Annotated in this window: 26 protein-coding genes; 11 read left to right on the top strand and 15 right to left on the bottom strand. The window is 62.5% G+C overall.

The annotated features are described in order from the left end of the window. From pcaH to sctU, 13 genes are all read right to left on the bottom strand, one after another. The gene (gene pcaH / locus GH656_RS09520) at positions 1-705 is read right to left on the bottom strand and encodes a protocatechuate 3,4-dioxygenase subunit beta (protein ID WP_153075657.1); all 705 of its coding nucleotides are present in this window, start codon (positions 703-705) and stop codon (positions 1-3) included. Positions 706-1,282: 577 nt separating this feature from the next. Next, complete coding sequence (locus tag GH656_RS09515) at positions 1,283-3,763, bottom strand: hypothetical protein (RefSeq protein ID WP_153075656.1); 2,481 nt, start codon at positions 3,761-3,763, stop codon at positions 1,283-1,285. A gap of 121 nt (positions 3,764-3,884) precedes the next feature. Next, a complete protein-coding gene (locus tag GH656_RS09510; RefSeq protein WP_153075655.1) occupies positions 3,885-4,085 on the bottom strand; it encodes a hypothetical protein in 201 nt (66 codons plus the stop codon). 196 nt (positions 4,086-4,281) lie between these two features. Beyond that, entirely contained in the window at positions 4,282-4,437 is a 156-nt protein-coding gene (locus GH656_RS17775; protein WP_174769734.1) for a hypothetical protein, read from the bottom strand. 99 nt (positions 4,438-4,536) lie between these two features. Beyond that, entirely contained in the window at positions 4,537-4,761 is a 225-nt protein-coding gene (locus GH656_RS09505; RefSeq protein WP_153075654.1) for a hypothetical protein, read from the bottom strand. A 9-nt stretch (positions 4,762-4,770) separates the two neighbouring features. Beyond that, positions 4,771-5,052, bottom strand: a complete 282-nt coding sequence (locus GH656_RS09500) for a hypothetical protein (protein ID WP_153075653.1) — start codon at positions 5,050-5,052, stop codon at positions 4,771-4,773. A 206-nt stretch (positions 5,053-5,258) separates the two neighbouring features. Further along, positions 5,259-5,744: an FHA domain-containing protein gene (locus tag GH656_RS09495; protein ID WP_153075652.1), complete on the bottom strand. Its 486-nt coding sequence runs from the start codon at positions 5,742-5,744 to the stop codon at positions 5,259-5,261. A gap of 49 nt (positions 5,745-5,793) precedes the next feature. Then, positions 5,794-6,054 carry a type III secretion system export apparatus subunit SctS gene (sctS, locus tag GH656_RS09490; protein ID WP_153075651.1) on the bottom strand — a complete coding sequence of 87 codons (261 nt, stop codon included), beginning with the start codon at positions 6,052-6,054 and terminating at the stop codon, positions 5,794-5,796. Between the two features lie 3 nt (positions 6,055-6,057). Continuing rightward, on the bottom strand, positions 6,058-6,705 hold the full coding sequence (sctR, locus tag GH656_RS09485; protein ID WP_153075650.1) for a type III secretion system export apparatus subunit SctR: 648 nt from the start codon (positions 6,703-6,705) through the stop codon (positions 6,058-6,060). Then, entirely contained in the window at positions 6,689-7,942 is a 1,254-nt protein-coding gene (gene sctQ, locus GH656_RS09480) for a type III secretion system cytoplasmic ring protein SctQ (RefSeq protein WP_153075649.1), read from the bottom strand. The genes sctR and sctQ overlap by 17 nt, the downstream gene beginning before the upstream one ends. 3 nt (positions 7,943-7,945) lie before the next feature. Continuing rightward, positions 7,946-8,746, bottom strand: a complete 801-nt coding sequence (locus GH656_RS09475; protein ID WP_174769733.1) for a type III secretion HpaP family protein — start codon at positions 8,744-8,746, stop codon at positions 7,946-7,948. Between the two features lie 32 nt (positions 8,747-8,778). Beyond that, entirely contained in the window at positions 8,779-10,782 is a 2,004-nt protein-coding gene (locus GH656_RS09470) for an FHIPEP family type III secretion protein (RefSeq protein ID WP_153076622.1), read from the bottom strand. Continuing rightward, positions 10,779-11,831 (bottom strand): type III secretion system export apparatus subunit SctU, encoded by a 1,053-nt coding sequence (gene sctU / locus GH656_RS09465; protein ID WP_153075647.1) that lies wholly within the window; start codon positions 11,829-11,831, stop codon positions 10,779-10,781. The genes GH656_RS09470 and sctU overlap by 4 nt, the downstream gene beginning before the upstream one ends. A 242-nt stretch (positions 11,832-12,073) precedes the next feature. Here sctU and GH656_RS09460 point away from each other — a divergent pair, with 242 nt between their 5' ends. The 11 genes from GH656_RS09460 to sctC all read left to right on the top strand — a co-directional run bounded on the left by GH656_RS09460 (position 12,074) and on the right by sctC (position 23,044). Beyond that, positions 12,074-12,601, top strand: a complete 528-nt coding sequence (locus GH656_RS09460; RefSeq protein ID WP_153075646.1) for an HrpB1 family type III secretion system apparatus protein — start codon at positions 12,074-12,076, stop codon at positions 12,599-12,601. 89 nt (positions 12,602-12,690) lie between these two features. Further along, a complete protein-coding gene (locus GH656_RS09455; protein WP_153075645.1) occupies positions 12,691-13,188 on the top strand; it encodes a hypothetical protein in 498 nt (165 codons plus the stop codon). A gap of 215 nt (positions 13,189-13,403) precedes the next feature. Continuing rightward, positions 13,404-14,123, top strand: a complete 720-nt coding sequence (gene sctJ / locus GH656_RS09450) for a type III secretion system inner membrane ring lipoprotein SctJ (RefSeq protein WP_153075644.1) — start codon at positions 13,404-13,406, stop codon at positions 14,121-14,123. Continuing rightward, positions 14,120-15,070, top strand: a complete 951-nt coding sequence (locus GH656_RS09445; RefSeq protein WP_153075643.1) for a type III secretion protein HrpB4 — start codon at positions 14,120-14,122, stop codon at positions 15,068-15,070. The genes sctJ and GH656_RS09445 overlap by 4 nt, the downstream gene beginning before the upstream one ends. Continuing rightward, positions 15,055-15,891, top strand: a complete 837-nt coding sequence (sctL, locus tag GH656_RS09440) for a type III secretion system stator protein SctL (protein ID WP_153075642.1) — start codon at positions 15,055-15,057, stop codon at positions 15,889-15,891. Before GH656_RS09445 ends, sctL begins: the two co-directional genes overlap by 16 nt. Continuing rightward, the gene (locus GH656_RS09435) at positions 15,891-17,249 is read left to right on the top strand and encodes a FliI/YscN family ATPase (protein ID WP_153075641.1); all 1,359 of its coding nucleotides are present in this window, start codon (positions 15,891-15,893) and stop codon (positions 17,247-17,249) included. The genes sctL and GH656_RS09435 overlap by 1 nt, the downstream gene beginning before the upstream one ends. Positions 17,250-17,266: 17 nt before the next feature. Beyond that, positions 17,267-17,698: a hypothetical protein gene (locus tag GH656_RS09430; protein ID WP_153075640.1), complete on the top strand. Its 432-nt coding sequence runs from the start codon at positions 17,267-17,269 to the stop codon at positions 17,696-17,698. Beyond that, positions 17,695-18,210, top strand: coding sequence for a hypothetical protein (locus GH656_RS09425; RefSeq protein WP_153075639.1), 516 nt, complete (start codon positions 17,695-17,697; stop codon positions 18,208-18,210). Before GH656_RS09430 ends, GH656_RS09425 begins: the two co-directional genes overlap by 4 nt. A 3-nt stretch (positions 18,211-18,213) precedes the next feature. Further along, the gene (gene sctT / locus GH656_RS09420) at positions 18,214-19,083 is read left to right on the top strand and encodes a type III secretion system export apparatus subunit SctT (RefSeq protein WP_153075638.1); all 870 of its coding nucleotides are present in this window, start codon (positions 18,214-18,216) and stop codon (positions 19,081-19,083) included. A 358-nt stretch (positions 19,084-19,441) separates the two neighbouring features. Next, the gene (locus GH656_RS09415) at positions 19,442-20,875 is read left to right on the top strand and encodes a helix-turn-helix transcriptional regulator (RefSeq protein ID WP_153075637.1); all 1,434 of its coding nucleotides are present in this window, start codon (positions 19,442-19,444) and stop codon (positions 20,873-20,875) included. A 249-nt stretch (positions 20,876-21,124) separates the two neighbouring features. Then, complete coding sequence (gene sctC / locus GH656_RS09410) at positions 21,125-23,044, top strand: type III secretion system outer membrane ring subunit SctC (protein WP_153075636.1); 1,920 nt, start codon at positions 21,125-21,127, stop codon at positions 23,042-23,044. Positions 23,045-23,502: 458 nt separating this feature from the next. Here sctC and GH656_RS09405 read toward each other — a convergent pair whose 3' ends face one another. Further along, the gene (locus tag GH656_RS09405; RefSeq protein WP_153075635.1) at positions 23,503-24,375 is read right to left on the bottom strand and encodes a hypothetical protein; all 873 of its coding nucleotides are present in this window, start codon (positions 24,373-24,375) and stop codon (positions 23,503-23,505) included. A gap of 206 nt (positions 24,376-24,581) precedes the next feature. Beyond that, positions 24,582-25,523 carry an RNA polymerase sigma factor gene (locus GH656_RS09400; protein ID WP_217352245.1) on the bottom strand — a complete coding sequence of 314 codons (942 nt, stop codon included), beginning with the start codon at positions 25,521-25,523 and terminating at the stop codon, positions 24,582-24,584. Positions 25,524-26,187: the final 664 nt, after the last annotated feature.

Below are 26,187 nucleotides of genomic sequence, written 5' to 3'. Positions count from 1 at the left end.
TTAGCGCTCCAGTGGGGTGGCATCGCGGCCGCGCAGCACGATGTCGAATTCATAGCCCAGTGCATAGCCTTCTGCAGTGGTATCAAGCGAAAAACGCGCGATCAGACGCTCGCGTGCAGCAGCAGGGGTGCCCTGGTAAATCGGGTCGAGTGCGAGCAGTGGGTCGCCAGGAAAGTACATCTGGGTCACGAGGCGTGAGCCGAAATACTCGCCGAATAGCGAAAAATGAATATGGTTTGGACGCCATGCGTTCGGATGATTACCCCACGGGTAGGCACCGGGTTTGATCGTGAGAAAGCGGTAGCGTCCGGTGTCGTCCGTCAGGCAGCGTCCTGCGCCAAGAAAATTGGGGTCGAGCGGGGCGGCGTGCTGGTCGGTCTTGTGAATGTAGCGGCCAGCTGCATTGGCTTGCCAGATTTCTACCAGGGTATGGCGTATCGGCCTGCCAGCCTGGTCGAGCACTCGGCCCGTCACGATGATTCGCTCGCCTAATGGCTCGCCGTTACGGCACGCGTTTCGCGTTAGGTCGTGGTCGAGCGGGCCGAGGTCGGCGCTGCCGTATACCGGTGCGTACTGGTCGCGCAGTTTTTCCCGTAGTGGAATCAGGGCTTGGGTTGGGGCGCGTTGCAACGATGAGCCGTAACCTGGCTCGAGGTATACGGGGTGTGAGGCGGGGTCGCGGGGGGAGAGAAACCAGTCGTTCATCGCAATCATCCTGTTTAAAGCGGGCTGAGCCCGGATGGCGCGACTTTATCTAAAACAAATGATTAAGCAAACTAACTTTTATTCGTTTCTTCTAGAGCGCATTCTCATGCGGCGTCTTCTTGCGGGGAGTCGTGTCTAGTTGCGTCATTTTCAGTGTTTTATGACTGTTGCCTGGTCGGGCCGCGCCGGGTGTGACGCTATTCGTGTCTGGCTGTCATGGGGTGCTGGCGAGGTCCTAAGAGGCGTTGTTTTTGTCATGTGAGTGCTTGTTTGAACGCGTTGCGGGAGGGGGTGGGTGCTCGCGTGGTGATGCGTGCGATGGTGCTGGCGCGCGAAGTCGGTTTTCTGCCGGCTGTCATGTCAGTGCGGGTGCCGGCAGTGTTCAAGCGTTTCGCTGTGCGTTGGCCATTGGTCGCTGGCGCTGATGCAACTGACGATGGCCGTGAATCACGTGCTGCTGCTGCCGTTCGAGCCGCCCGGTGCTGCAAGCCGCATGTCGATCGAGTGAGGCGGCATAGGGGGTGGCCCGTTGGCTGTCCCCTATGCCGCTTGGCTTCAACTTCAGGTGGGCTTTTCCTTACCCGACGATATCTTTGCTGCCCTTCGTGCCCATGGTGCTGATCTTGGCGAAGGTGTTGGCCTCATTGATCAGGTTTTCGTCGTGGCTCGCCTGGTTGATCTCGGCGATGTATTTGTCGACGTTGCTGGTGCCGTCAGATGCGTGTTCGCTTGAGTTCTCGCTTGAGTTCTCGCTTTTTTCCAGGCCACCGCTTGCGGCCCAGGCGAAATTGGCTTGGCCTGAGATGCCGTCGTCACCCGGCACATCATGGGTTTCGATTGTTTCGAAGATATCGGGGTGGCTCAGCATGAACTGTGCGGCGGCGCGCGTGCTGTCGTTGATCGACTGGTTCAGCGACAGGTGGTACAGGTCGTTCAGGTTCACCACGGGCAACTGGCTTTGCTGCATATAGCTGAGCAGGGCGGCCGACGCGGTTTGCGCTTGCGTTGGGGCGGAAGGTAGTAGCCCGCCGTTTGCAGCCCAGGAGAAATTGGCCTGACCTGAGATGCCGTCGTCACCCGGCACATCATGGGTTTCGATTTTTTCAAAGGTGTCTGGGTGGCTCAGCATGAACTTTGCCGCAGCGCGTGTGATGTCGTTGACCAACTGGTTTAGCGACAGGTGATACAGGTCTTTCAGATTGACCACGGGCAACTGGTTCTGTTGCATGTACGCGAGGAGGGCGGCGGAGGCGGATTGCGCATCCAGTGCTGGCGCTTTGGGGGCTGAAGGGGTGTTGCTGGTGGTGCTGGTGTTGCCAGTGGCCGTGCTGACGGTGCTAGTGCTGGACGGGGTAGTGGCTGCATTGGTGTTCAGGCCGCCGCCGCTGGCCCAGGCGAAATTCGAGCGGCCTGAAATGCCATCGAATCCTGCTACGTCGTGGGTTTCGATCCGTCCGTAAATGTTCTTGTGTTGCACCATGAAACTGGCGGCGGCGCGTAACGCTTCGTTGGTGGCGGGGTCTTTGGCCAGACGATACAGGTCGTTCATATTCACGACCTGGCGACCGCTGGCCTGCATGTAGCCGAGGATCGTGGCCGAAGCTGATTCAGCTGTGACTTTGTGTGCGGCCGGTGCCGATGCGACAGCGTTTTGCGTGGGCGCTGTGACGAGGGTTTTGGACGGCTTTGCGACAGCGTTTTGTGTGGGCGCTGTGACGAGGGTGTTGGACGGCTTTGCGACAGCGTTTTGTGTGGGCGCTGTGACGAGGGTGTTGGACGGCTTTGCGACAGCGTTTTGTGTGGGCGCTGTGACGAGGGTGTTGGACGGCTTTGCGACAGCGTTTTGTGTGGGCGCTGTGACGAGGGTGTTGGACGGCTTTGCGACAGCGTTTTGTGTGGGCGCTGTGACGAGGGTGTTGGACGGCTTTGCGACAGCGTTTTGCGTGGGCGCTGTGACGAGGGTTTTGGACGGCTTTGCGACAGCGTTTTGTGTGGGCGCGGTGACGTGTGCGTTGGACGGCTTTGCGACAGCGTTTTGTGTGGGCGCGGTGACGTGTGCGTTGGACGGCTTTGCGACAGCGTTTTGTGTGGGCGCGGTGACGTGTGCGTTGGACGGCTTTGCGACAGCGTTTTGTGTGGGCGCGGTGACGTGTGCGTTGGACGGCTTTGCGACAGCGTTTTGCGTGGGCGCTGTGACGAGGGTTTTGGACGGCTTTGCGACAGCGTTTTGTGTGGGCGCGGTGACGTGTGCGTTGGACGGCTTTGCGACAGCGTTTTGTGTGGGCGCGGTGACGTGTGCGTTGGACGGCTTTGCGACAGCGTTTTGTGTGGGCGCGGTGACGTGTGCGTTGGACGGCTTTGCGACAGCGTTTTGTGTGGGCGCGGTGACGTGTGCGTTGGACGGCTTTGCGACAGCGTTTTGTGTGGGCGCGGTGACGTGTGCGTTGGACGGCTTTGCGACAGCGTTTTGCGTGGGCGCGGTGACGTGTGCGTTGGACGGCTTTGCGACAGCGTTTTGCGTGGGCGCGGTGACGTGTGCGTTGGACGGCTTTGCGACAGCGTTTTGCGTGGGCGCGGTGACGTGTGCGTTGGACGACTTTGCGACAGCGTTTTGTGTGGGCGCGGTGACGTGTGCGTTGGATGACTTTGCGACAGAAGTCTGGGGTGGTGTTTTGACCGGTGATATGGATTTTTTGGCTTGTGTTTGTGCCGCCGCTGCGCCGCCTTTGGCTGCCCACTCCAGGTTTGCCGTGCCAGTGATGCCGTCGTGGTTCCCTATGTCGTGGTTTTCGATCGTGCTATAGGCCTTCGGATTGTCCCGCATGAATTGCGCTGCTGCGCGCAGTGTATCGGGGGCCGACTGGTCGTCCGCTAGCGTACCCAGCGCATTCCAGTCCACGGTTATCAAGCTGTTCTTGTTCATGTAGTTCAGCAGCTCGCTGCTAGCCACCTGGGATGCGCTGGTGCCGGCTTCTACGCCCCTGAGCAAGTTGTCGCTGGAATAGGGGTACGGGTCGTGGTTATGCAGATTGCCGGTGGATGTCGAAGAGGTTGTCATCGAAATATTCCTTGTTGGTTAATCGCGTTGAATGCAGCAAAGCGAAGTGCGGCACCAGGCTTGCAGTTGCACAGTGGCGAAGGTGCGGCATAACGGCGAGGCAAAGAACGGTGCGCGGGTATCAGGCGTCGCCGAGCGTTTCCTGAAAGCTCTCTTTGAGGCGGGCTCTCATCTTCATGTAATGCCGGAACATCGATTGCGCGGCGTAGTTTTCCAGCGCGTCATTGAGCGCTTGCTGCTGTGCGCTGACATGAGGGTCGTCCTGGGCGGTGTCGTTACCTGGGGCGATAGCGGCATGGTGGGTGTGGCTGATAGCCGACATGATGTGATCCATTTCTGACGAGGCCTTGGTGGCTTCGATGGCTGATGGGGCAGACGTGCATGGAGCGCATGACGTGCATCAGACAGCGTCCCGGCACAACTGGGCAATGAACGGCAAGAACTGCGATTAAGCAAAAACAGCAAAGAAAAAAACAGCACGCCATGCGCGGCCCGGATAGCGTGCTGCAAAGGCAGCTTTAGCCGACGAGTTCCTTGGCGGCTTTAAGACCCATGGTGGCCAGCTTGGCCTGGGTGTTGGCCATGTTGATCGCATTTTCTTCTTCGGCAGATTGATTAATCTGGTCAATCTGCGCTTGAATGTTCGGCGATTGCGCTACTGATGGGACGGCCATGTCATCTCTCCTTTGCTTAGGGATTGGACTGCTTGGTAAAACCTCCTGATGGAGGCGTTGCGCGGTGCGCGAGCCTGGACGGCTTGGCACAACACTCTTTCAAGCCGCTGCCAGTTGACATAACTCGGCGGTGGCATTCAGTCCTTCGGCCACGATGCGGCGCTCTTGCGCGCCGGTGGCGCTGCTGGTTGTCAGCACGGCGTGGGCAGTTTGTTCAAGCATGCGGGCAGCGTGGAACAGGTCGTCGCGGGCGGGTGCGTGGCCTGCGTGCTGTGGCAAGGCATGCAGTGTTTTTAATAACGCGTCGTCTAGCAGTTCAAACATGGTGGGCCTTTAGGGCAGTGGAGCAAGGGTGGATGAGGTGGATGGGGCGGGTGTGGCAGTGCCGAAGTTCTTCGCACCATCGCTGGATTCGACATATCTCAACCCGGCGCTGGACAGCATGGATTCGATCTCGCCGTCGGCGCTGGCGTGCGCGGCGTTGCTCACTTGTACGGTGACGTCGGCTACCGTGGGTGCGAGGTCGGCGCGAAAGCGCGCGGCGCTCTGCCGCAGTGCATCGGGGTGGTTGGCCTGGCCGTTCAGCGCAAAACGGCCTTGACCGAGATAGCGCACCTGGATGCTGGGTTCGTCATGGAGTGACTCTTGTAGCTGCTGGGCGATGTCGGTTGCGCTTTTGACTTGCCAGACAAGATGGGTGCCTGCGAGCTCACGTAGCGTGTGATGTGCGGCTTCGCTGCGGGCGGTATCGGGGGCGATGCCGGTGGCGCGAAAGCCGTCAGGGGTGGCACTGAGTTCGATCTCGGGCAGGTTGAGTTGCGCTAGCCCGGTGCGTAATTCGGTAAGCGAAGCATGTGATTCAGGGTGGCTGGCAGCTTGGGGGGGAGGCCGCTCCAGAGCGCTAGCGCGACGGCGGTGCTGATGCCGAGCAGTGCCGCGATCACGCGTGAGCGGGACATGCTGAGAGGGCGGGTGGCGGCTTGAAGCGCGGTGGCAGTGGGGCTGAGCAGGCTTTGCAGCAGTTCGAGATCGCTGGGCCAGGGTGCGCCGGTTGGGCCGGTGCACAGCACGACTGGGCCAAAGCGTTGTGGCACGAGGCTGGCGAGCGTGATGGCGGGTTGCGAGCCATCTACGGCGTTCAGGGTGATGCCTCCATCCGGTTCCAGCACTAGCTGCATTTCCGGCCCGCTCCAGTCGTTGATGACGATATCGGCGTGTGCGCTGCGGCCTAGCGTCATGGTTTGAGCGTTTAACTCTAGTCTTGCGCCAGCGTGGACTCCGGTGAGCAGGCGAAATTCCTGGGTCATGAACGAACTCCTGATGCGGTATGCCAGGTAATTGTGGCTGGGAGGGCGTTCAAGCGAACATCACCTGCAGCAGCACGTGGGCGAAATTCTGGATCTGTGCGGCACCCCATGGTGCGCTGAGGACGACCACCAGCGTGACCACCACCAGCTTGACGCTTTGCCCGATGCTGGCGTCCTGCAATGAGGTGATGGCCTGAAGGAAGGCGATGGCGAGGCCGCTGCATGCGGCGATAGCCACGGCAGGTAACGACACCAGCAGGCATAGCGTGAGGGCCTGGGTGGTCAGATGGGTCAGCGCGTCGTAGTTCATGGCTTAGCGATAGGTGGTGATCAGGCCGTGCACGAGCGTGGACCAGCCGTCGAGTGAAACGAACAGCAGCAGCTTGAAGGGGATCGCTACGTTGGTTGGGCTCACCTGGGATAGCCCTAGCGCCATCAGCACATTGGCGATCACCAGATCCACCACCACGAACGACAGATACAGCAGGAAGCCGATCTTGAAAGCGGCGGTGAGTTCGCTGAGCGTGAACGCGGGGGCTAGCACGATCAGGTCATCGGGCTTGAGCGCGGCGGCGCGCTCGGGGGGCCAGATTTCTTGTGCGACGCGCATGAAATAGGCTTTCTCACGTGCTGCCGCGTGTTTTTGCAAAAACGCGCGGAAGGGCTCGCGGGCGGCATCGAGCAATGGCATCACTTGCATGCCAGCGCTTTGTGCGCTGCTGAGATGGGCGCGATGGGCGGCTTCCATGCCGACGGGTGCCATGATGAAACACGACACCAGGATCGCAATGCCGTTGAGCACCGAGGTGGGTGGCACTTGCTGGAGCCCGAGTGCGCTGCGCAGCAGCCCGAGCACCACAACAATCTTGGTGTACGAAGTAATCACCATCGCGGCGAAGGGCAGGACCGCTAGCGCTAGCGCTGCGACCAGCAGTGAGGCGAGCTCAGGTGTGCCGTTCATGGTTTTGGGTCAGACGCTGAATATGCAAGCCGAGCTGATCGCCCACGGCGACGAGTTCGCCAAAGGCCAGGGTCTGGCCATATGCGACCAGCCGGACCTGGGCTTCGGCCAGTGTCACGGGCAGGGGCAGCACGTAGCCAGGGGCGAGGGCGCTGAGTTGCGCTAGCGGCAGGCTGGCGCATAGCACTTCGAGATGCAGCGGTAGCTCAAGCGCGGCGAGATCGAGTGTGGCGCTGGCCGTGACGCTGGCGGAGAGATCGTTCAGGGGGGGATTCACGGGGGCGCTTGGGGGGGCGTTTAAGGGTTCGTGCAGGAGTGCGCTCAAGGGTTCGTTCAAGGGCTCATTCAGGTGTTCGGTGGGATCGTCACGCATGGTTTGAGGGAAGGTTTCGAGCAGGATGGTGCGGCCGCTTACCGTGGCCAGTGCACTCAGGACGTGGCCGCTGGCTGCGCCCCAGTGCAGCGTGACGCCGTGCAGGACTGCGCCATCACGGTAGCCGCGGGCGCGGGGCCAGCCCAGCAGGATGTCGCCTGGGCGTAGCGTGGCGAGGTGTGCTGCGGGGCAATGGCGGCTGCGCAGGCGTAAGCGGGTGGGCAATTGCAAGCTGCCAGACAGCGCGGCTAGTGAGTTTCGCGGCTCGCTCGGGTCTCGCGGCTCGTCTGGTGGGATGGCGGCTAGCGAGATGGGCCGTTGCTGTTCGAGTTGCGCGACGAGGGCTACCGGTGCGGCCGTCACGGCGATCACGCTGCGTGTGCGTTGCGGGTCCCATGGCAGGTTGTATTCCAGCACCAGGCCATGGGCCGCCTGGGCGGTGCTGCTGCAGTGCAGGTGCGTGAGTGTGAGCGTGCCGAGCCCTTCGCAGCTCATCAGGTGCAAGGTGTCGGCCAGCCACAGCGTGGCGAGTGCGAGGCGTTGCGTGATGCTGGTTTCGAGCGCGATGGCAGCCAGCACAACATGCTGGCTGCTGTCGAACTGCACCGTGAGCGGGCCATAAGCGGTGTCCAGGCCAAGCGTCGCGGGGCGTTGCAGCCAGATTGTCTGGGCACTGATATCGCGTAGCACGTAGTCCTCGAACGGCACGCTGGCTTCAGCCGTCGCCGGTCTGCCGAATAGCAGCCGGGCGAGACTGGCCAGGGCGGGGGTATAGGCGCGCAGGCGTGGGCCCAGTGGTGCAAACGCAGGCGGCCATTTCAGGTCGTCGCCGGATACGTCAGACACATCGCATACATCAGACACGGTTCAGTGATCCATGCATTCGGTTTCAATTTCGATGAGTAGGCCAAGCCGGTTTTCAAGTTGAGCCTGTAACTCAGCGCGGGCATTCGATAGTAGGGCTGAGGTTTCTGGGCTGCGGGTATCGAAGCGAAGGAATAGCGCGGTGGACGAAAGTTTCAGATGCAGGCGGGTGCCGGGCAGCAGCGCGGGGTTGAGTTCGAGTGAGATCTCCCAGCGGCCGCCGCCAAGTGCGACCGGGCTGCAGCAAAACCCGGTGATGTGGGTTACCAGGCGTTGTGTGTCCAGGCTTGCTGGGGAGTGGGTGGCGCGGGTGATGGGGCAGACTTGAGGGCTTGGCGGTGCGGGTGCTGCGGTTGTTGCATCTGGCGCTGGCATGGCTGACATCGCCGCTATGGCATCAGGGCGATTCGTCGTATGCCGCTGGTTTGACGCCGGCCGGGTGACGGGTCGCGGACGCGCTGGCCGTTTGGCTTCGTGCCGTTCTGCGGCGGTGGCGCTGCTAGTGCTGGCTGCATGAGCTGGGTTGAGAGGGTTGCTGCTGGCGCGGGTGGGCTCTGGTGTTGCGGCCAGTGTGGCTAGTAGCAACGCAAAGCGCTGGGCTGCGTCGTTGAACGCTGGACTGCGCGCCCGGGTGTGCTCATGAAAATGAGCATGGGTATGGGGGTGCGCCGGGGCGGGTGGTGGCCGGTGCCGGAGGTTGGGTGTCTGGGCCTGCCGTGCCAGCGCGGGCCTGGTCACGGCGTTGGCCATGATGGCGCTCGCCCTGGTTGTCCCAGTCAGTTCGCTGACCTCAGGCATTGGCATGGGCCGCAGGTCATGGCTGGAGTAGCGCCGGATCATGTGGCCAGCACCGCTTCATGCGGGTCCGCGAGCGCGGCGCTGTGCGGCAAGCCCACGCAGCCCACCGTCTGCAATTCCACTTCGCCTAGCTCCTGGAACGAATACACCTGAAGCCCGGGCAAGTGCCGCTCCAGCATGCGGCGAAAGTAACGCCGCACATCCATTGAGGTCACGACAGCGAGGCCGGGCTCGGGATGTGCGCGGGCGAGGGCGGCGGTGTCTTCGACTAGACGCTCGATCTGCTCTGGATCGAGCGTGATGAAGTTGCCCGTAGGCGTTTGCCGGATGGCGTCGCGGATCATCTGCTCCACGGCGGGGTCCAGCACGATGGCGTGCAGCTGGTTCGAGCCCGCGGTGGCGCGGTGCACGATGAAGCTGCCCAGATCGTTGCGCACGTATTCCGTTAGCAGCAGCGGGTCTTTCTCACGCGCGCCCCAGGCGACCAGGCTTTCCAGAATCGAGCGCAGGTTGCGGATCGGCACTTGTTCTTCCAGCAGACGCTTGAGCACTTCGGACACGCGCAAGGTCGAGACCACTTTCTGCACTTCGGCGACGAGCCCGGGGAAATCATTCGTGGCGTGCTCCAGCATCCATTGCGTTTCCTGCAGCCCGAAAAACTGCTGTGGTACGGACTTCACCGTGCGATACACCGCATCGGTTAGTGCGGTTTCAAAGCCGCTTGAACCGCTTGAACCGCTTGAACCGCTTGAACTGGCTGTGTTCCCGGCAAGCGCGACCGGCGCTTGCGGCACGTCATGCAGCAGCAACTGGTAACTCAGTGGCGGCAGCTCATCGGTGGTCCATAACGCGATGCGTGGAAACGGCAGCCCTAGATCATTCACAAGGGCGTGGCGGATGGTTTCGAAGGCGCGGTTTAGGCGGGTGTGGTCCAGTTGCTGCCCTAGCGAGGTGGACAGCTTGAGCGCTAGCGGCGCGGCGAATGAGGGGGCCTGGGAGGTGATCGATGGCGCTTCGCTGCGCGCGCCTTCGATGCGCAGCGCGGCTAACTCGGGGCCTTGCTGGCGTTGCTCGCCGCGTTGTTTGCGCTGTAGCACCAGTGCGCCGCCGAAGAGCAGCGCGGCGAGCAGCACGAATAGCGTGCTGGGAAACCCTGGCACCAGTGCAAAGCCGCACAGCAGCGCCGCTGCGCCAAACAGTGCGCGTGCATTGGACGACAACTGGAGCGCGATTTCCATGCCGAGTGAGCGCGGCTTGCCGTGTTCGTTGGCTACGCGCGTAATCAGAATCCCGGCGGCGACCGAGATCAGCAACGAGGGAACTTGCGACACCATTGCATCGCCAATCGACAGCACGGAGAAGCGGTTCGCCGCTTCTCCCGCGCTCATGCCGTGGTAGCTGACGCCAATCACGATGCCCGCGACGATGTTCACCAGCGTAATCAGCAAGCCCGCTATGGCGTCGCCCTTGACGAACTTCATCGCGCCATCCATGCCGCCATGCATCTGGCTTTCGGTGGCGAGCAGGGCGCGGCGGCGCTGTGCTTCTTCGGCGTTGAGGTTGCCTGCGCGTACGTCGGCGTCGATGCTCATCTGCTTGCCAGGCATTGCATCGAGCGTAAACCGCGCGCCGACTTCGGCGACGCGCTCCGAGCCTTTGGCGATCACGATGAACTGCACCGTGGTGATGATGAGAAACACCACCAGCCCGACTACCAGGTTGCCGCCCACCACCAGCTTGCCGAAGCTGTCGATGATGTGGCCGGCCTGGGCGTGCAGCAGGATGGATTTGGTCGAAGCGATATTCAGCGAGAGCCGGAACAGTGTCGTGAAGAGCAGCAGCGACGGAAACGAAAACAGTGAGGCGGTGTTGGGCGTGTACATCGTCACCATCAGCAGCACGATGCTGATGGCGATATTTACCGTGAGCAGCAAGTCGATGACGATGGTGGGCAGCGGCAGGACCATCAGCGCGACAACGGCGATGATCAGTGCGGCAAGTGCGGTTTCGCCGCTGATGTCGTGCAGGATGCGTGCTTTCATGTGGCGCTGTGCCCGGACATTTTTTCGACCCATGACAGCACCGTGGCGACAGCATCGAACAGCGGCTCGGGGATCGTGTGTTCGAGTGGCACCTGAAACAAGGCACGCGCCAGTGGCGGATTGCCGATGATGGGCACGCCCGCGCGCGTGGCCTGTTCGCGGATCAGCCGGGCTTGGGCATCGGCACCTTTGGCGATCACGCGGGGCAAGCCGCATTCGTCGGGGGCATAGCGCAGCGCTACTGCCACATGGGTTGGATTGACCAGCACCACTTGCGCCTGGGCGACTTTCGCCTGGAGCGGAGCGGAGGCGTTTTCGTGCGCGAGGCGGCGGCGTTGCCCCTTGATCTGCGGATTACCTTCGGTTTCCTTATGTTCGCGTTTGAGCTCGCTTTTGCTCATGCGCTGGTCGCGCAGGAACAGCCAGCGTTGCAGACGGTAATCAAGCACGCCGAGCGCGGCGAACAGCAGCGCGGCGATGCCCAGCACGTGGCACAGCACGTTCCAGGCGAGCGCATCGAGCCCGCTGAGTGGCTGATACACCACGCTTACCAGCGCTGGCGCGAGCTCAATCAGGGTTTGCCACAGCACTGCGCCGATCACGCTGGCTTTGACCACCGCCTTCGCCAGATCGACCGCCGAGCGCACCGAGAAAATCCGCTTGAGGCCATTCACCGGGTTGAGGGTGTCGAGTTTGGGCGTGATGGGTTTGAACGACACCATGAAACCGACTTGCGCCATCACTGTGCCGAGCGACACCACCAGCACACCTAGTACCAGCGGCAACACTAGCCATGCCATATGCAGGCCTGCATCCAGCAGTGCTGCGCGCAGCGAGAAGCTGTCGGCGCTCGCAGCCTTGACCGCGAAGCCGCTGCGCATCAGCAGCCGGAGTTGTTCGGCCAGTTGCGGGCCGAGCAGCGCGAAGCCGAGGCTTGCGCCCAGCAGGCAGGCGGCGAACGGGATATCGCTGCTTTTGGCGGTTTTGCCGTCGCGCCGCGCTTCGCGTAGTTTTTTCGCGCTTGGGGCTTCGGTTTTTTCTTCAGACATGGATGCAGCCTGGCCAAGGAAGAGTGGCGCAGTGTGCAGGGCGGGTGAGGGCCTGCCGCGTGTGACGGGCGAAATGTGGTGCGTTAGCGCGAAGTGCGCAGCGGCGCTTCGCTTGCCGCGTTGCCAGTTCGCATGGGGCTGGGCGTAGTGGCCTCGCGCTGCGGTACGTTCACTCGGGGCCTGGCTGCTGCTGCCAGGCGCTGAAGGTATGACCCCCGCATGACCCCAAGCCAGGAGAGCGCATGAGCGTGAAGCACGGAATGGATTGCAGTGACAAGTTGGTGGCCACGCTGCTTGAGGTGCTGATGTATGGCGCGCGGTGTGGCCATCTGGAGCAGTCGGAGCGCTTGCTGGCCGCGTTGCGGGTGCTGCGGCCGAATTTCATCGAGCTAGGCGCGTATGACGGCTGGATGCTGATTCGCCGTAGCCGCTATAGCGACGCTGTGCGCGTGCTGCGCGCGCTGGAGCATCAGCCGTTGCGTGGCTCGTTTGCTTCATATGTGCACGCGCTGATCGCCGTCAGCCTGTATGGCATGAATGATCCGCAATGGCGGGTGTATGCCCATGAAGTGCTGAGCCGGGGTGATGACCCGGATTCGATGGAGCTGGTGGCGACGTTGCTGGGTGTGCCGGTGGCTGGGGGTGTCGCTAGTGCTAATGCCAGCGCGGCAGCCAGGCCAGGTATGGCAACGGGTTCGGTGGCGGGTACTGCTGCTGGACGCCCGGAACCGCTAGGCCAGATGCTGCAGCGGCGTCATTTGCGTGCCTGAGCCGGTGCATCTGTTGCAACTCGTTTGAATCTGACTATTCCCTGCGTGACAGTGATGGGCGCGCCGTTGCCGCGTCCGAGGAGTGCCGCATGACGATCTCGATTACTGCGCTTCAGGCGCTGCCGCCTGTAAGCGCGACGCCCTTGACCCAGCCTGTTCAGGGTGCGCTCGCACCGCATGGCGTGACGCTGGAACCGGGTGCGCCTGGCGCTGCTCCAGAGGCTGGGGCGATTGAGCGTTTTCGCCAGCGGCTCGATGCGGCCCGGGTGCAGGGGGCGGGGGTTGCACCGGGTGCGACTGATGTGTCCGCGCCACCGTCTGGGGTACTGCATCACAGCCAGCACCATGCACACGGGCCATCTGCTGTGGCGCGGATCGTGGCCGAGCAGGACCATGCGTTTCATGCGTTGAGCGGTGAAGTGGAGCAGTTTTCTGGCGCGGCGGAGTCGATGACGACGCAGCAAGCCGTGGCCCAGTCGATGAAGATCCAGTTTCAGGTGTCGGCGCTGACTGCCCGGCTGTACATCGGCCAGATCGTCGCGCAAGGCAGCAAGAACTCGGTTCAGACCTTGATGAAAAACCAGTGAGCCTGAGGTATGAGGCATGGGATATGGGGCATGGCTGTGCTGTGCCGTGACGCGGTGTCTGCCCGGCGCGAATCCTGCTGTGCAACCTGACCAGTGAAGCTATGAGACAGCGCTGTGTGTTCCATGATTGTTCCGTTACGAGGCTGGGTGATGGTTGGCGCTATGCATCGTGCGCACCGCGTTCGCATCCAGGTGTGGCGTGGCTGCTGGCTGCGATGTTGGTGTTGTTGCTGCTGGGCGGCTGTAGCAAGACGTTGTTTACCCACCTCACGGAAGCTGATGCCAACGACACACTCGCGGTGCTGCTCGACGCTGGCGTGAGCGCGTCGAAGGACAGCGAGGAGGAGGGGAAAAGCTGGACGGTATCGGTCAGCGACAAGCAGTTTTCTCGGGCGATAGACGTGTTGCGTGCGCATGGCTTGCCTCATCCGCGCTATCAGAATCTCGGGGAAATGTTCCGCAAGGAAGGTTTGATCTCCACGCCGACGGAAGAGCGTGTGCGCTTTATTTATGGCGTGTCGCAGCAATTGTCCGAGGTGTTGTCGCGGATTGACGGGGTGGTCTATGCCAACGTCCAGATCGTGGTGCCGAATAACGATCCGTTGGCACCGGTGGTGAAGCCGTCATCGGCTTCGGTGTTCATCAAGTATTTGCCGGGAGCTGACGTTGCCACGCTGACACCCAGCCTGAAAAATCTGGTGGTGCATGCGGTTGAGGGGCTGACCTACGACAACGTGAGCGTGACCTTAGTCCCCGGTGTGGAGCCGCCTGCGGCGCAGGCGCTGCCGGGGTCTTCGCCGTGGCTCTGGCGTGCGTTGGCGCTGCTTGCCGGAGTCGCGTTGAGTGCGCTGGCGGCAGGGGTGTGGTGGCGCTGGAAGGTGCCGCTCAAGACGCAGTGGCAACGCGTGTGGCCGCGTCCGGAGCGGCGCGCATGAAGCTGGCGACAGGTGCGGCGCAGGCTTCGATGGCGTCATGTGAGCGTGTTGGGTTTGCCGTTGAGCTTTCTGTTGAGCTTGCCTCTGGGCTTTCCGCTGAGCTGCCCTCTGAGTCAGGCGTGGCGGATGGGGTGCTGGGGGTTGGCGCTGAGTTTTCTGCGGCAGTGTGGCTGTTGTGGCTGCGTGCGTATGAAGCGCGCGTGCGGGCGGTGTCGCAGCAGATGATTGCCCGGCAGTGCGAAGCATGGGGGCAGGTGGCAGAGGCGTTTTTGGCAGGAAAGGCGGATGCGTTGCCGGGGATGGTGGAGGAGGCGCGTGGGATGGTGAATGGGATGGCGCATGCAACGGCGCACGCAAAAGCACACGCAGTCCCAGCGGCAACAGCCCCGATGCTCAGGCACTGGCCGCAGATGTGCGCGGCCTGGCTTTCCCCGCTGGTTCCACCTGGCGCGCTGCTGCCGCAGGCCAACCGGCTGGCATTGCTTGAGCCCCAGTGGTTGCTGCGAGTGCTCGCGGCGCGGACGCTTTTCGCCATGGGTGGGGCGTTGCGTCTGATCGTCGCGCGTGAGCAGCGCAGGTTGTTGAGCGCCGCAGTCGGTGAGCACGCTTTGATCCAGCTAATGCAGTGCAATGCCAAGGTGCTGCCGCGCTCGCTGTCTCAGCTTCAGGCACAGGTTCAACCGGACATATCAGCGTGGCTGGCGGTTAGTACCTCGTTGACGCTGGCCGCCAGCGGCTGGAGCCTGCTTCAGTGCGATCAGGCCTGCCCTTTGCCGCTCGCCGAGACGCTGGTGACGCTGACGCTGCGGGGTTGTGGCATGGCGTTGACGCCTGATGCCAGCCCCACCACCAGCCCCACCATCAATGCGTTTTCCGGCTCTGACAGCGAGCGTTTTCTTGTGCTGTTGCCGCGACTGTTTCCGGAGTTGCAATGGTTATCTGGCTAAGAGCCGCACATGCCAGCGTGGCGCTGGTGAACGACGTGGTGCGTGCGCCCGAATGGCTTCAACTGGAACAAGGTGACCAGTTGGTGCAGCAAGCAGAGCAGATGGCAGCGGCGCAGCGCGAACAGGCGCGGCGTGAGGCCGATGCCCTGTTGCGTCACGCTCACTGGCAGGCGGCGTGTGTGCTGGAGCGGGCTGAAAGCGACTATCACAACAGCATGCGGCGGGGCTATGAGGTAGGGCTCAAGCGTGCGCTGCGCCAGGAACATGCGGCGCGGTTGCGGCACGTTCTGGCGGAGCAGGCAGCACTAGAGAGCGTGCAGCCACGGATCGCGCAGATCATCCAGCAGACGGTGGAACGGATGGTGGGCGAGGTCTCTCGTGAAGCGGTGTTCGCGCACGTTGCGCATAGCGTCGAGCGTCATCTGGAGGAGATGTCATGGCTTGGCGTCACGGTTGCCCCCGAGGATCTGGCCCAGGCTGCCACGGCATTTGCTCAGGTGAGCGCGGCGCAGCGTTGGCGGCTTCGGCCGCGCGTGCAGGCCGATGCCGCGCTGAGCCCTGGAACCTGTGTCTGCGAGTGGGATCACGGCGTGCTGGAAGCAAGCCTTGAAACGCAGCTAAGTGCGCTGGCCCAGGCGCTGGATGGGGGGGCTGGTGTTGGTGCTGCTGCGCTGGACGTCAGTGCTTTGGACGTTAATTTCAGTGCGCACGCTAATGCCAATGCAAACACCGGCGCAAACACCGGCGCAAACACCAGCGCAAACACCAGCGCAAACACCAACACCCCAGCACGCCCAGTCCGACCAGGGGAAGCCCGCTGATGCTGCCCACGCCTAGCCTGAGCAGCACCCCCATACCCGCACCACTTACCACCTGGCTCGACCGTCTGGAAAGCACGCTAGCCCAGCGCATAGCCCCGGTGCGTCATGGCAAGGTCGTTGAAGCCATGGGTACTTTGCTCAAAGTCGGCGGGCTCGATGCGATGCTCGGTGAGCTATGCGAGCTCTATGACCACAACGGGGCCTTGCTGCAACGCGCTGAAGTTGTCGGCTTGACGCATCAGTGCGTGATGCTGGCGCCGTTTGGCAGTGTCGCGGGCCTGTCGCGTGTGACGCGGGTGGCGGGTTTGGGGCGGCTGGTGGCCGTGCCGGTTGGGCCGGGTTTGCTCGGCCGGGTTGTGGATGTTTTTGGCGCACCGCTCGATGGCTTGGGTGAGGTGCCTCACGAGGGCTGGCGGCCCGTGGCCTGTGTGCCGCCCGAGCCGATGACGCGCCGCTTGATCGACACCGCAATGCCCACCGGTGTGCGCGCGATTGATGGCTTGAGCACGATCGGGGAAGGTCAGCGCGTCGGAATTTTCGCGCCCGCTGGGGTTGGCAAAAGCACCTTGCTGGGGATGCTGGCGCGCGGCACGGCGTGTGATGTCAACGTGATCGTGTTGATTGGCGAGCGTGGCCGCGAGGTGCGTGAATTTATCGAATTGACGCTTGGTGCAGCGGGTCTCGCGCGCAGCGTGGTGGTCTGCGCCACGGCTGAGCGTTCCGCGCTGGAGCGGGCCAGGGCAGCGCAGACCGGGACCGCGCTGGCTGAATATTTCCGCGATCAGGGCATGCGCGTGATGCTGATGATGGATTCGCTGACGCGCTTCGCCAGGGCTCAGCGTGAGCTGGGTCTGGCGTTGGGCGAGCCGCCCGCGCGTGGCGGCTATCCGCCGTCGGCATTTGCTGAGCTGCCGCGTTTGCTGGAGCGGGCTGGGATGGGCTCGCAGGGTTCGATCACCGCGTTTTACACGGTGCTGGCGGAAGGTGAGGAGGCCGACGATCCGGTGAGCGAGGAAGTACGCGGGCTGCTGGATGGTCATCTGGTGCTGTCGCGCACGCTTGCCGCGCGCAACCGCTATCCCGCGCTGGACGTGCTGCGCAGCCTGAGCCGGGTGATGCCTCAAGTGGCGTCGCCGTTGCATTGCGCGGGCGCGGCACGGATGCGGGTGTTGCTGGCGAAGTATCAGGAGATCGCTTTGCTGCTGCAGATTGGCGAATACGAGGCGGGACGCGATGCGCTGGCCGATGAAGCGATTGCGCGCCACGGGGGGATAGAAACGTGGCTGAACCAGCGCACCGACGAGATTTCGGACATAGCCACGACGCGCGCGAGCGTGACCGCGTTCGCGTTGCCGTGAGTGGCATGAGCAACGGCATGAGCAACGGCATGAGCAACGGCATGAGCAACGGCATGAGCAACGGCATGAGCAACGGCATGAGCAACAGCATGAGCAACGGCATGAGCAACGGCATGAGCAACGGCACAAGCAACGGCACAAGCAACGGCACAAGCAACGGCACAAGCAACGGCACAAGCAACGGCACAAGCAACGGCACAAGCAACGGCACAAGCAACGGCACAAGCAACGGCACAAGCAACGGCACAAGCAACGGCACAAACAACGGCACAAACAACGGCACAAACAACGGCACAAACAACGGCACAAACAACGGCACAAACAACGGCACAAACAACGGCACAAACAACGGCACAAACAACGGCACAAACAACGGCACAAACAACGGCACAAACAACCCGCACCACAACAACCCGCACCACAACAACCTCAACAGCAAATCGAAATGAGTGAGCAGAACAGCGCGACGATCGACGCTTGGCGCAGGCTACTGGCGGCGCGCGCCCGCAGCCGCGAGCGGCTTGAACGAGCGTTGCGCCGCGCCCAGCAGGTTTGCGCCGCAGCCGAAGCGGCGTGGGCTGCCGCGCACCAGGTTCTGGCCCAGACGCAAGCACGTGTGCTTGAGCATGACGCGCGCCTGAACCGTTTGCTGGGCCCGGGCCGCACCATCGACGCCGCTCAGTATCTGCGTTACGCCGCGCTGGGTGCGCCGTTGCGCCAGGCGTGCGAGCAGGCGCTGCGACGCAGTCATGAGGCGAGCGAGGCGCTGGCCGAGCCGCGCCGTGCGCTAGCCGCGGCGCGCGCCGCGCTGGTACAGGCGGACACCCGGCGCGATGCGAGTGAAGCGCAACTGCGGCAACTGACTCAGCGCGCCGCGCGTCTTGCACAGCGCCGCGCTGAAGATGACGCACTGGATCTCGCCTGGGCACGGCGCGCGCGGCCGCTGCCGCCACCGCGCTAGCCGATGGACGACTGGCGTGTTCTGGCGCAGGCCCTGCTGAGCTGGTATGCGGCTTATCACGGTCTGCTCGTGGCGTTGCTGTTGTTTGGCGTGCGCATCCTGTGCGCGTTCATGCTGCTACCGGCCACTAGCGATACCGCGCTGCCCGGCACGGCACGCAATGGCGTGGTGTATCTGCTGACGTACTTCATCGCGGCGGCGCAGCCGCTGGCACCGTTCGAGGCGTTGAACGGCGCGATGCTGCTTTTGCTGGCGGGCAAAGAGGCTTTTCTGGGCGTGGCGTTTGGTTACGCGGCGGCGACCGTGTTCTGGGTCGCGCAAAGCGTTGGCATGCTGATTGACGGGTTGACCGGATTCAACAATGTGCAGATGACCAACCCGTTGCGCGGTGACTCCAGCACGCCGGTGTCGAACCTTCTGCTGCAACTGAGCGTGACGCTGTTTTATCTCGGCGGCGGCATGCTGTTCCTGCTCTCCGCGTTGTTCGAATCGTTTCGCTGGTGGCCCCCGTACGCGCTGTTTCCTTCGCTCTCGGCAATGGCTGAAACGTTTTTGCTGCACCGTGCCGACACCATGTGGATGGCTATTGCGCGGCTCTCGACGCCTTTCATGCTGGTGCTGGTGCTGATTGATCTTGGCTTTGGCGTGATCGCCCATGCCGCTGACCGGCTTTCGCCGGCTTCGCTGTCGCAACCGCTGCGTGGCCTGGTCGGGATGGGAATGCTGATCGTGCTGATTGCGCTGTTCACTTCGCAGGTGCTGGGCGATGTGTCGCTCGGAGGGTTCGCGGCGGGTTTCCGCGCGGGGATGGTGGGGCCTGGTGTGTCTTCTTCAAGCGCGCCGTCTTCAGGTGCGCCAGCCATAGCGCGCTAACGCTGGATATGCCGTCTGGTGCTGATGGCCTGACGTGTTCCGCTTGCCGGTTATCGGTCTCCGGTCATTGCTTATCGCTTATCGCGCTTCGTTCATTTTCCTCGTCGGCCATACGCGACCTGCCTACGCGAACCGCCTACGCGAACGGCCTACGCGAACGGCCTACGCGAACCGCCTACGCGAACGGCCTACGCAAAACCGCCCACACAACCCCCCGCCATCCGTAGTTCCCACCCCTGTAGTGAGCATTGTTGTAGATCGCGCCGCGGGTATTTGAAGATTGCGTGCCGCCTGCTCCCTATGATCGGTGTACTTGCTTCGGCTCGTTGGCCGGATGCATTCACCGAGGTGCTGATCCATGTTCTCAGGGGTTTATTTCGCGTTGTCGTCAGGGCTGGCGTTACGTCGGCGGTTGCCGGATTTTTGTCAGGCGATGCTCGATGGCGAGCCGCAGCGTGCGTATTGCCTGGTTGACGATGTGCTGGAGCGTAGCCGCAAGTTCGAGGCGCAAGACGATGTGCGGCTGGTGGCGGCGGCCGATGTGTCGTTGCTGTTGGGCGCGGACCAGGATGCCGAAGAGCTATACCGCCGTGCGCAAAAACGCGTGGTGGGCGATGACCTGCGTTTGCGTAGTCTGTCGTGCCGCAATACCGGCTGGCAATTGATGGTGCGTGAGCGTTATGGGGCGATGGCGAAGTGTTTCGCGCGGATGGCGAGTGAGCGTCAGGCTAGTCCTGCTGACACGCTTGAGGCGCTCGTCGGGCTGGCGCTGGCGCATCACCAGGTGGGGCGCCAGGGGGAGGCCGATGCGACGCTGTTGCGCGCGGCGCAACTCGCTGAGGCTCATGAGGAACACCTTTGGCGTCAGGTAGTGGGGTTGCTGGCGCGTGAGTTCGACGTGCAGTTGCAAATCCGTCATGCCACCGCTTTGAGCGATCACGCGTTCTGGCGCTCGGCGCTGGCGTTGACGATGTGTAGCGCAACCGACCGGGCCGCGCTGACGCGGCAACTCAGCGCGCCAGATATGGCCAGCTTGCCGCCGTTGCTGGCTGAACGTCATGCTTATCTGACGCGTCTGGCGCAACTGGCGCAAGGCGAATTGCCTGCGCCTGCGGTGCTGCTCACGCTGCTGCATCCCGCGCCTGGCGCAATCGGCCCGGCACAAACCTTTCTGGCCCGGCTCGATTTGTTGCTGGCTGCGCTGGCGGGCGGACACGATGAACTGGCCCATAACGTGCTGGCCAAACTCGGTTGTGCTGAGACTGATCTGCACGCGCGGCGCTGCAATTTCGACTACCTGTACTGCGCCGCCAAGGTGGCCTCGCGTCAGGGGGATTCGGTGCAAGCGCTCAAGCTGTATTCGAACTACGCCTCCGAAGCGCTGCGCTGTCTGCGCCACGAAGCGCTGGGGCCGTCGCAGCGCCAGAGCCACCAGGCTGCGCCCGCCGACGATATCTCCGCGCGTTTGCCGCCGAAGTATCGCCGCGCATATCGCTACATCATCGACAACCTGGAGCGCAGCGATCTGAGCACGCGTGAAATCGCCGCGCAAATCGATGTCACCGAGCGCGCGTTGCAACTTACGTTCAAGCGCTCGCTGGGTATGTCGCCAGGTAGCCTGGTGCGGCGTCTGCGTCTCGATGGCATCCGCGATGATTTGCTGAGTGACGATTGTGCCGATACCTCGATCTTCGATACCGCTAGCCGTTGGGGGGTTAAAAGCCGCTCGGCATTCGCCAAGGGGTATCGCAAGCAGTTCAACGAATCGCCTTCTGAAACGCTTGGCCAATAAGCACGGCTCGTCCCAGGCAGGGTGTTTGGTTCGGTTTCGCTCTGCCCTGTCCTGGCATGCCGGGTTCGTGCTTTGATTCCTTGGCGCTGGTGTTGCGGTGCTTGGTACCCCAGTGCTGCTACCCCAGTGCTGACACTTCAATGCCCATACCTCTAGCGTCCATACCCCAGTGCCCATGCCATCAGCACTCATGCCTCCAGCCATGCGTTTGTGCCTCGACGCCTGGCGTTTTCTGATCTGCCGCGCTTCATGACGATATTTTTTCCGCTCTCCGTTGCCCGCCGGGCCTTGCCTGCGTTGCTGGGTGTGGCGCTCGCGGGCTTGTGCAGCCCGGCCTTGCGGGCCGCGCCAGTGATCTGGCAAAACAGCCGTTTCGACTACGTGGCCGACCATAAAGATCTGAAAGATGTGCTGCGCGATTTCAGCGCCAGCCAGCATCTGATGACATGGATTTCGCCGAACGTTGAAGGCACCGTCTCCGGTAGTTTTTCGTCCAGCCCGCAGCTCTTTCTGGAGCAGATGGCCAGCTCGTTCGGTGTGCTTTGGTATTACGACGGCGCGGTGCTGCGTATCGCTGGCGCGAACGAGGCGCGTAGTGCCACCGTGGGTTTGGCGCATGCCAGCGTCGAGGCTTTGCGTGGTGCGTTGCGCCGTTTGCAGATCGAAGACCCGCGTTTTCCAGTGCGCTACGACGCGCCATCGCGCACGGTGCTGGTGTCCGGGCCGCCGCGTTTTGTCGAATTGGTGACCAGCGTGGCGGCGATGCTCGACCATGACGCGCTGCCGGGTTCCCAGGTGGTGGCGCAACGTTTTCCGTTGCGCTATGCCTGGGCGACCGACCGCAGTCTCACGGTCAACGGCCGCGCGGTGACCGTGCGCGGCGTGGCGACGGTGCTGCGCAGTCTGTATGGCCAGAGCAATCCGGTGACGGCGGACCCGATGCCGCCGGAGCGAGCGGCTTACCGTTTGCCCGATGTGCGCAGCCAGGAAGCGCGTGGCGTGATGAATGGGGTGCAGCGTGAGGGCGGCAGTGGCCCCGCGCCGCTGCCAGGGTTCGCCGGGTTCTCCGGCTCCGGCATGAGCGGCGAGGGCGGGGCGGGCCTGATGGCTCCCTTGCCGGGGCGCTTTGATGGTGCGTCAGAGGACAGCCAGGCCGTTGGGGCCACAGGCGTGAGCGGCATGGCGCGTGGTTTCGCTGCCGGGGCGATGGCGGGCTCAGGCGGCGCGGCCGCGGCGGGTGACGTGCCACCGCCTGGGCCGACGATTGAGGCTGATTCGCGCAGCAATTCGGTGCTGATCCGCGACCGTGCTGAAAACATGAGCGCGTTTGGCACGCTGATCCATTCACTGGATTTACGGCCCGGGATTCTGGAGATCGACGCCAGCATCATTGAGATCACGGATAACGCGTTGCAGGAACTGGGTGTCGACTGGCAAGTGCATAGCAGCCATCTGAATGGCACGAGCGGCACCGGCCGCGAGCGCGGGCGTGAAGGTGATCGTGACGGCGAGCGTGACGCGTCGCCAGGCATGCTGCCGGCCACCCCCGGTGGCGTGCTGACGGCCGTGATTGGCAGCTCAGGCCGCTATTTGCTGAGCCGCATCAGCGTGCTGCAGCAGAGCGACCAGGCGCGCATCATCGCCAGCCCCAAAGTGGAGACGCTGGATAACCTCGAAGCGGTGATGGAGAACAAACAGACGTTCTACGTCCAGGTAGGGGGCTATCAGTCGAGTGATCTCTACAGCGTGTCGGCAGGGGTGTCGCTGCGGGTGTTGCCGATGATTGTCACCACGCCTGAGCAGCGGCAGATTCGCATGGACATGCATATCGAAGACGGCCGTCTCAGCGAGCAGAAAGTGGGCCTCTTGCCGATTGTCGACAGCAGCACGATTGATACCCAGGCCTTGATCCGCGAAGGTGAGAGCTTGCTGATTGCCGGATATTCGGTGGACCAGAACGATCATGAGGAAACGGCATTGCCGTTGCTCTCGAAGATTCCCGTGCTCGGTGCGCTGTTTCGTTTTCGTCATAGCCGAGGCCATCGGATGCAGCGGCTTTTTTTGCTGACACCACGGATTTTGTCGGCGGGCGTGGGGGAGGCGGCGAGTGCGGGTGCGGCGTTTCGCGCGGTGCCAGCGAGTGTCGCGGCACAGGAGGGGATGAAGTAGCGCTTGGGTGTGTGTGCGGGTTGCTAGGTTAGCGTGCAGACAGCGCAGGCGTTGAGGGTGCTACGTCAGTAACGGCGGGTTATCTGCGTTTGGCTGCACCGCACGGTGGACGGCCATGAGCACGAGCGCGGAGCTTCGCGCGGTACACGAGGGGTGAAGTAGCACTTGGGTGTGTGCGTGCGCGCTGCTGAGCCAGCGCGCAGACAACACAGACAACACAAACGTTGCAGATGCCACGCCTGCTCCGGGTCATCTGCGTTCTGCTTTCTCTTATTTGTGCCATTCACCGCACGGTGCGCGGCAACGGCTGAGCGGAGCCAGTGAGAGCGGGCAGCCCGGCTTCCAGGCACCCACGCGCTCACTTTTCAGCCGGCGCCGGTGGTCCGTACGGCGGATATCACAGACACAGATAAGGCAGATGCAGCCGGTGTGGCCAGGCGTGACATATGCCGCGAGGGTTACAGCGCCAGTGCTAACGGCGCGAGTGGCTTGATGAATTGCATGATCATCGGCGCGAGTTTTGTCAGCAGGTTGAACAAGGCCTGGATGTGCGGATGCTTGGCCGCGAAGCTGCTGGCCGCAGGCGCGTTATTCGTGCCGCTATTCGGGCTTGGGGTTCCGCCTGAAGTGGGCGTGCCGCTGGCACCGCCCGCGTGCGAGTTATGCAGGGCTTTCAGCTCGGACAGCAGTTTTATTACGTCGCCGACCAGCGCGATCACTGTCGAAGGCAACTCGGCAGCGGGATTGCCTGCATTAGCCGAACCACTGGCCCCCCCGGTTGCCGGAGCACCCGAAGGTTGCGCACCACCACTCGTGCTTCCTGCGCCGCCCGCATCGCCGGCATTGGCCCCCCCGCCTGCGCCACTTTCCAGATGCTGCAGCAGTTGCAGCATGTCATCGAGCAACTGTGCGGTTTGCGGATTCATCTGTCCGACACTGCCTGCTGGCTGCTGCTGGATTTGCTGCAACAGATCTCGGACCTGTTGCAGCAACGCGGCGATCTGCTCATGCGGCACGTTCAGTTGCTGCGCGCTCGCGGCAACTTTCGCTGCACCCGCCGTGTCCGCGCCTGCGCCCGCAGCTGGCATGTCGCTGGCACCCGGGTTTGAGGCGGTATTGGCGGTTGCAGCGGGACCGTTCGAGGTGCCTGCTGGAGCCTCGCTTGCATCCTGCGGCGAGCTTTGCAGTTTTTGCTGAAGGACCGCGAGAATGTCTTCCAGGATTTTTTCGATGTTGGCTTGCTGATCGTCTCCTGAACCGAGCCCATTGAGCGCAGGTGACAACGGTGCGGTGAGGTTCGAACGGCTGGACGTCTGAATGCTTTGATCCATGAATGCCTCTAGCAGTAAGTGTTGACTGGTCAGATCCGGAGCGTATGGGCCGGATCTGCAACAAGACTTCAATGGCCGCGCCACAGCCACCTGCTGGCTGTCCCGAGCAGCAGCGTAAGGGAGTGCTGGCCCGGCATCGGGGCTGGAAACGAAAAGCCGTGCGCATTAGCGAAGCAGCGCGGCAGCGCTAAGCGCATCAGCTCACACTAAACACGGCCATGTGGCGTAGCGAGCGCGGGCAGGAGCGTGCGCAGCCGGGCCCTGGCGTGGACCATACGAGCTTTCACCGTGGTGAGCGGGCAGCGCAGGTGACGCGAAATTTCTTCCATTGAATGACCCAGCACATACGCCAGCTCAAGCACTTGCTGATGCTCCGGCGTGAGCAGCGCGAGCGCGTGCTGTAGCCAGTCGCTGAGCTCGTCAGCGTCGTGCCATGGCAGCAGCGCATGAATCTCGTCGGCTTCAGCGCCGCTGATGAGCAACTCGTCCGCATGCATCTCCTCCTGGCGCAACGCGCTGCGCATGGCGCGGTAGGCAATGCCGATGATCCACGTCGAAATGCGCGAGTCACCGCGAAACCGCGCTGCCTTGTTCCAGACCACTAGCAGCACGTCGTTAATCACCTCATCAATCAGATGCGGTTTGCGCGTCAAGCGCCGCAGATAGCGTTCGAGCCGTGGCCGGTAAAGCCGGTGCAACTGCGTGAGCGCTGCCGCATCGCGCTGGGCGATGCGTTGCAGGAGTGCCGCTTCGGATGTGGCTGACGGATGCGTGGTGTCAGCGCGTGCCGAGGTTGAACTCGTTGCAGTGGTGGGGGGGGGGAGCGTCGCCATCGCCGCAGGCTGGCGCGGTGGTGGACTGAACGTGATATCGGTGCTGGCGCACAGCGGTGCCAGATGATGAGCAAGCTGGGCCACTGGCTGCGCGATCACTCGCCAGCCCTGCGCGCGCGCCGGAAGAACGCAGGGCTGGCGCGTCCGGTTCGCTGGCTTGCCTGGCGGTAGTGGTAACGCTGGATGGGGCGTATTCAGCGCACGCGGCGGCGTGAAACGCGGCGACGAAGTCAGCGGACCTTGCCGCGGCGATGACGCGCGGCTCAGCGGCACCACGCGCAAGAGATCAAGACAACGTAATTCTTTGATGGCCATATATTTTTCTCCGCCAACCGGTGCTTCGCGGTGGTTGTGACGGTTTGTTTTGTTGTGATGCGCGCAAGCCAGTGCTCCGCCGCGCTGCAAGGTCTGGCTGGGCGTACAAGTACCAGCAGAGCAGCAGGCCAACAGACCAGCAGGCAGAGAAAAAATCACTCTGCCTCATCTCCCCCCGAGGCTGGGCGCAACGGTGCCGCAAAGCGGCGCAGGCGCGTGACTGGCGTGCAATGAACGCAAGGGTTGAAATCAATCCGGCGCGCCGGGTCCGGCCCGGGTTTAAGCGGCGAAGTTGATTGCGGGGGGAATGTATTTATTGGCGGACAGTAGCATGTATGAATTTTCCTTTGTGTGATGAATTGTCGATTTTTGACTGAATTACCTGATTGCCGAATTTATGGTATGGGCGGATTTATTTCAGGATGTGGTGCCTTATTCAGTCAGCATTCGTTCGCTTATTGCATGCTGTGAGGTTTGACCATGGCGGGTTCCAGATGTCATGGAATAAACCGTATATGAAATAAAAATTTCGTTTGTGTTGCATCCGAATTCGCTTTTTATTGCACTAACGGGAGTGGTGATTAAAAAGTCTTTTATTCATCGCACTAACGTGGTGCAACCCGCTGGGTAAAGTGCTGCATACATTGGATAAAACCCGGATTAC

It is taken from the genome of Paraburkholderia bonniea (assembly GCF_009455625.1).
Classification (GTDB): domain Bacteria; phylum Pseudomonadota; class Gammaproteobacteria; order Burkholderiales; family Burkholderiaceae; genus Paraburkholderia; species Paraburkholderia bonniea.
Note: the sequence above shows the minus strand (reverse complement) of the source record. Positions and strands in the feature narration are given on the sequence as shown.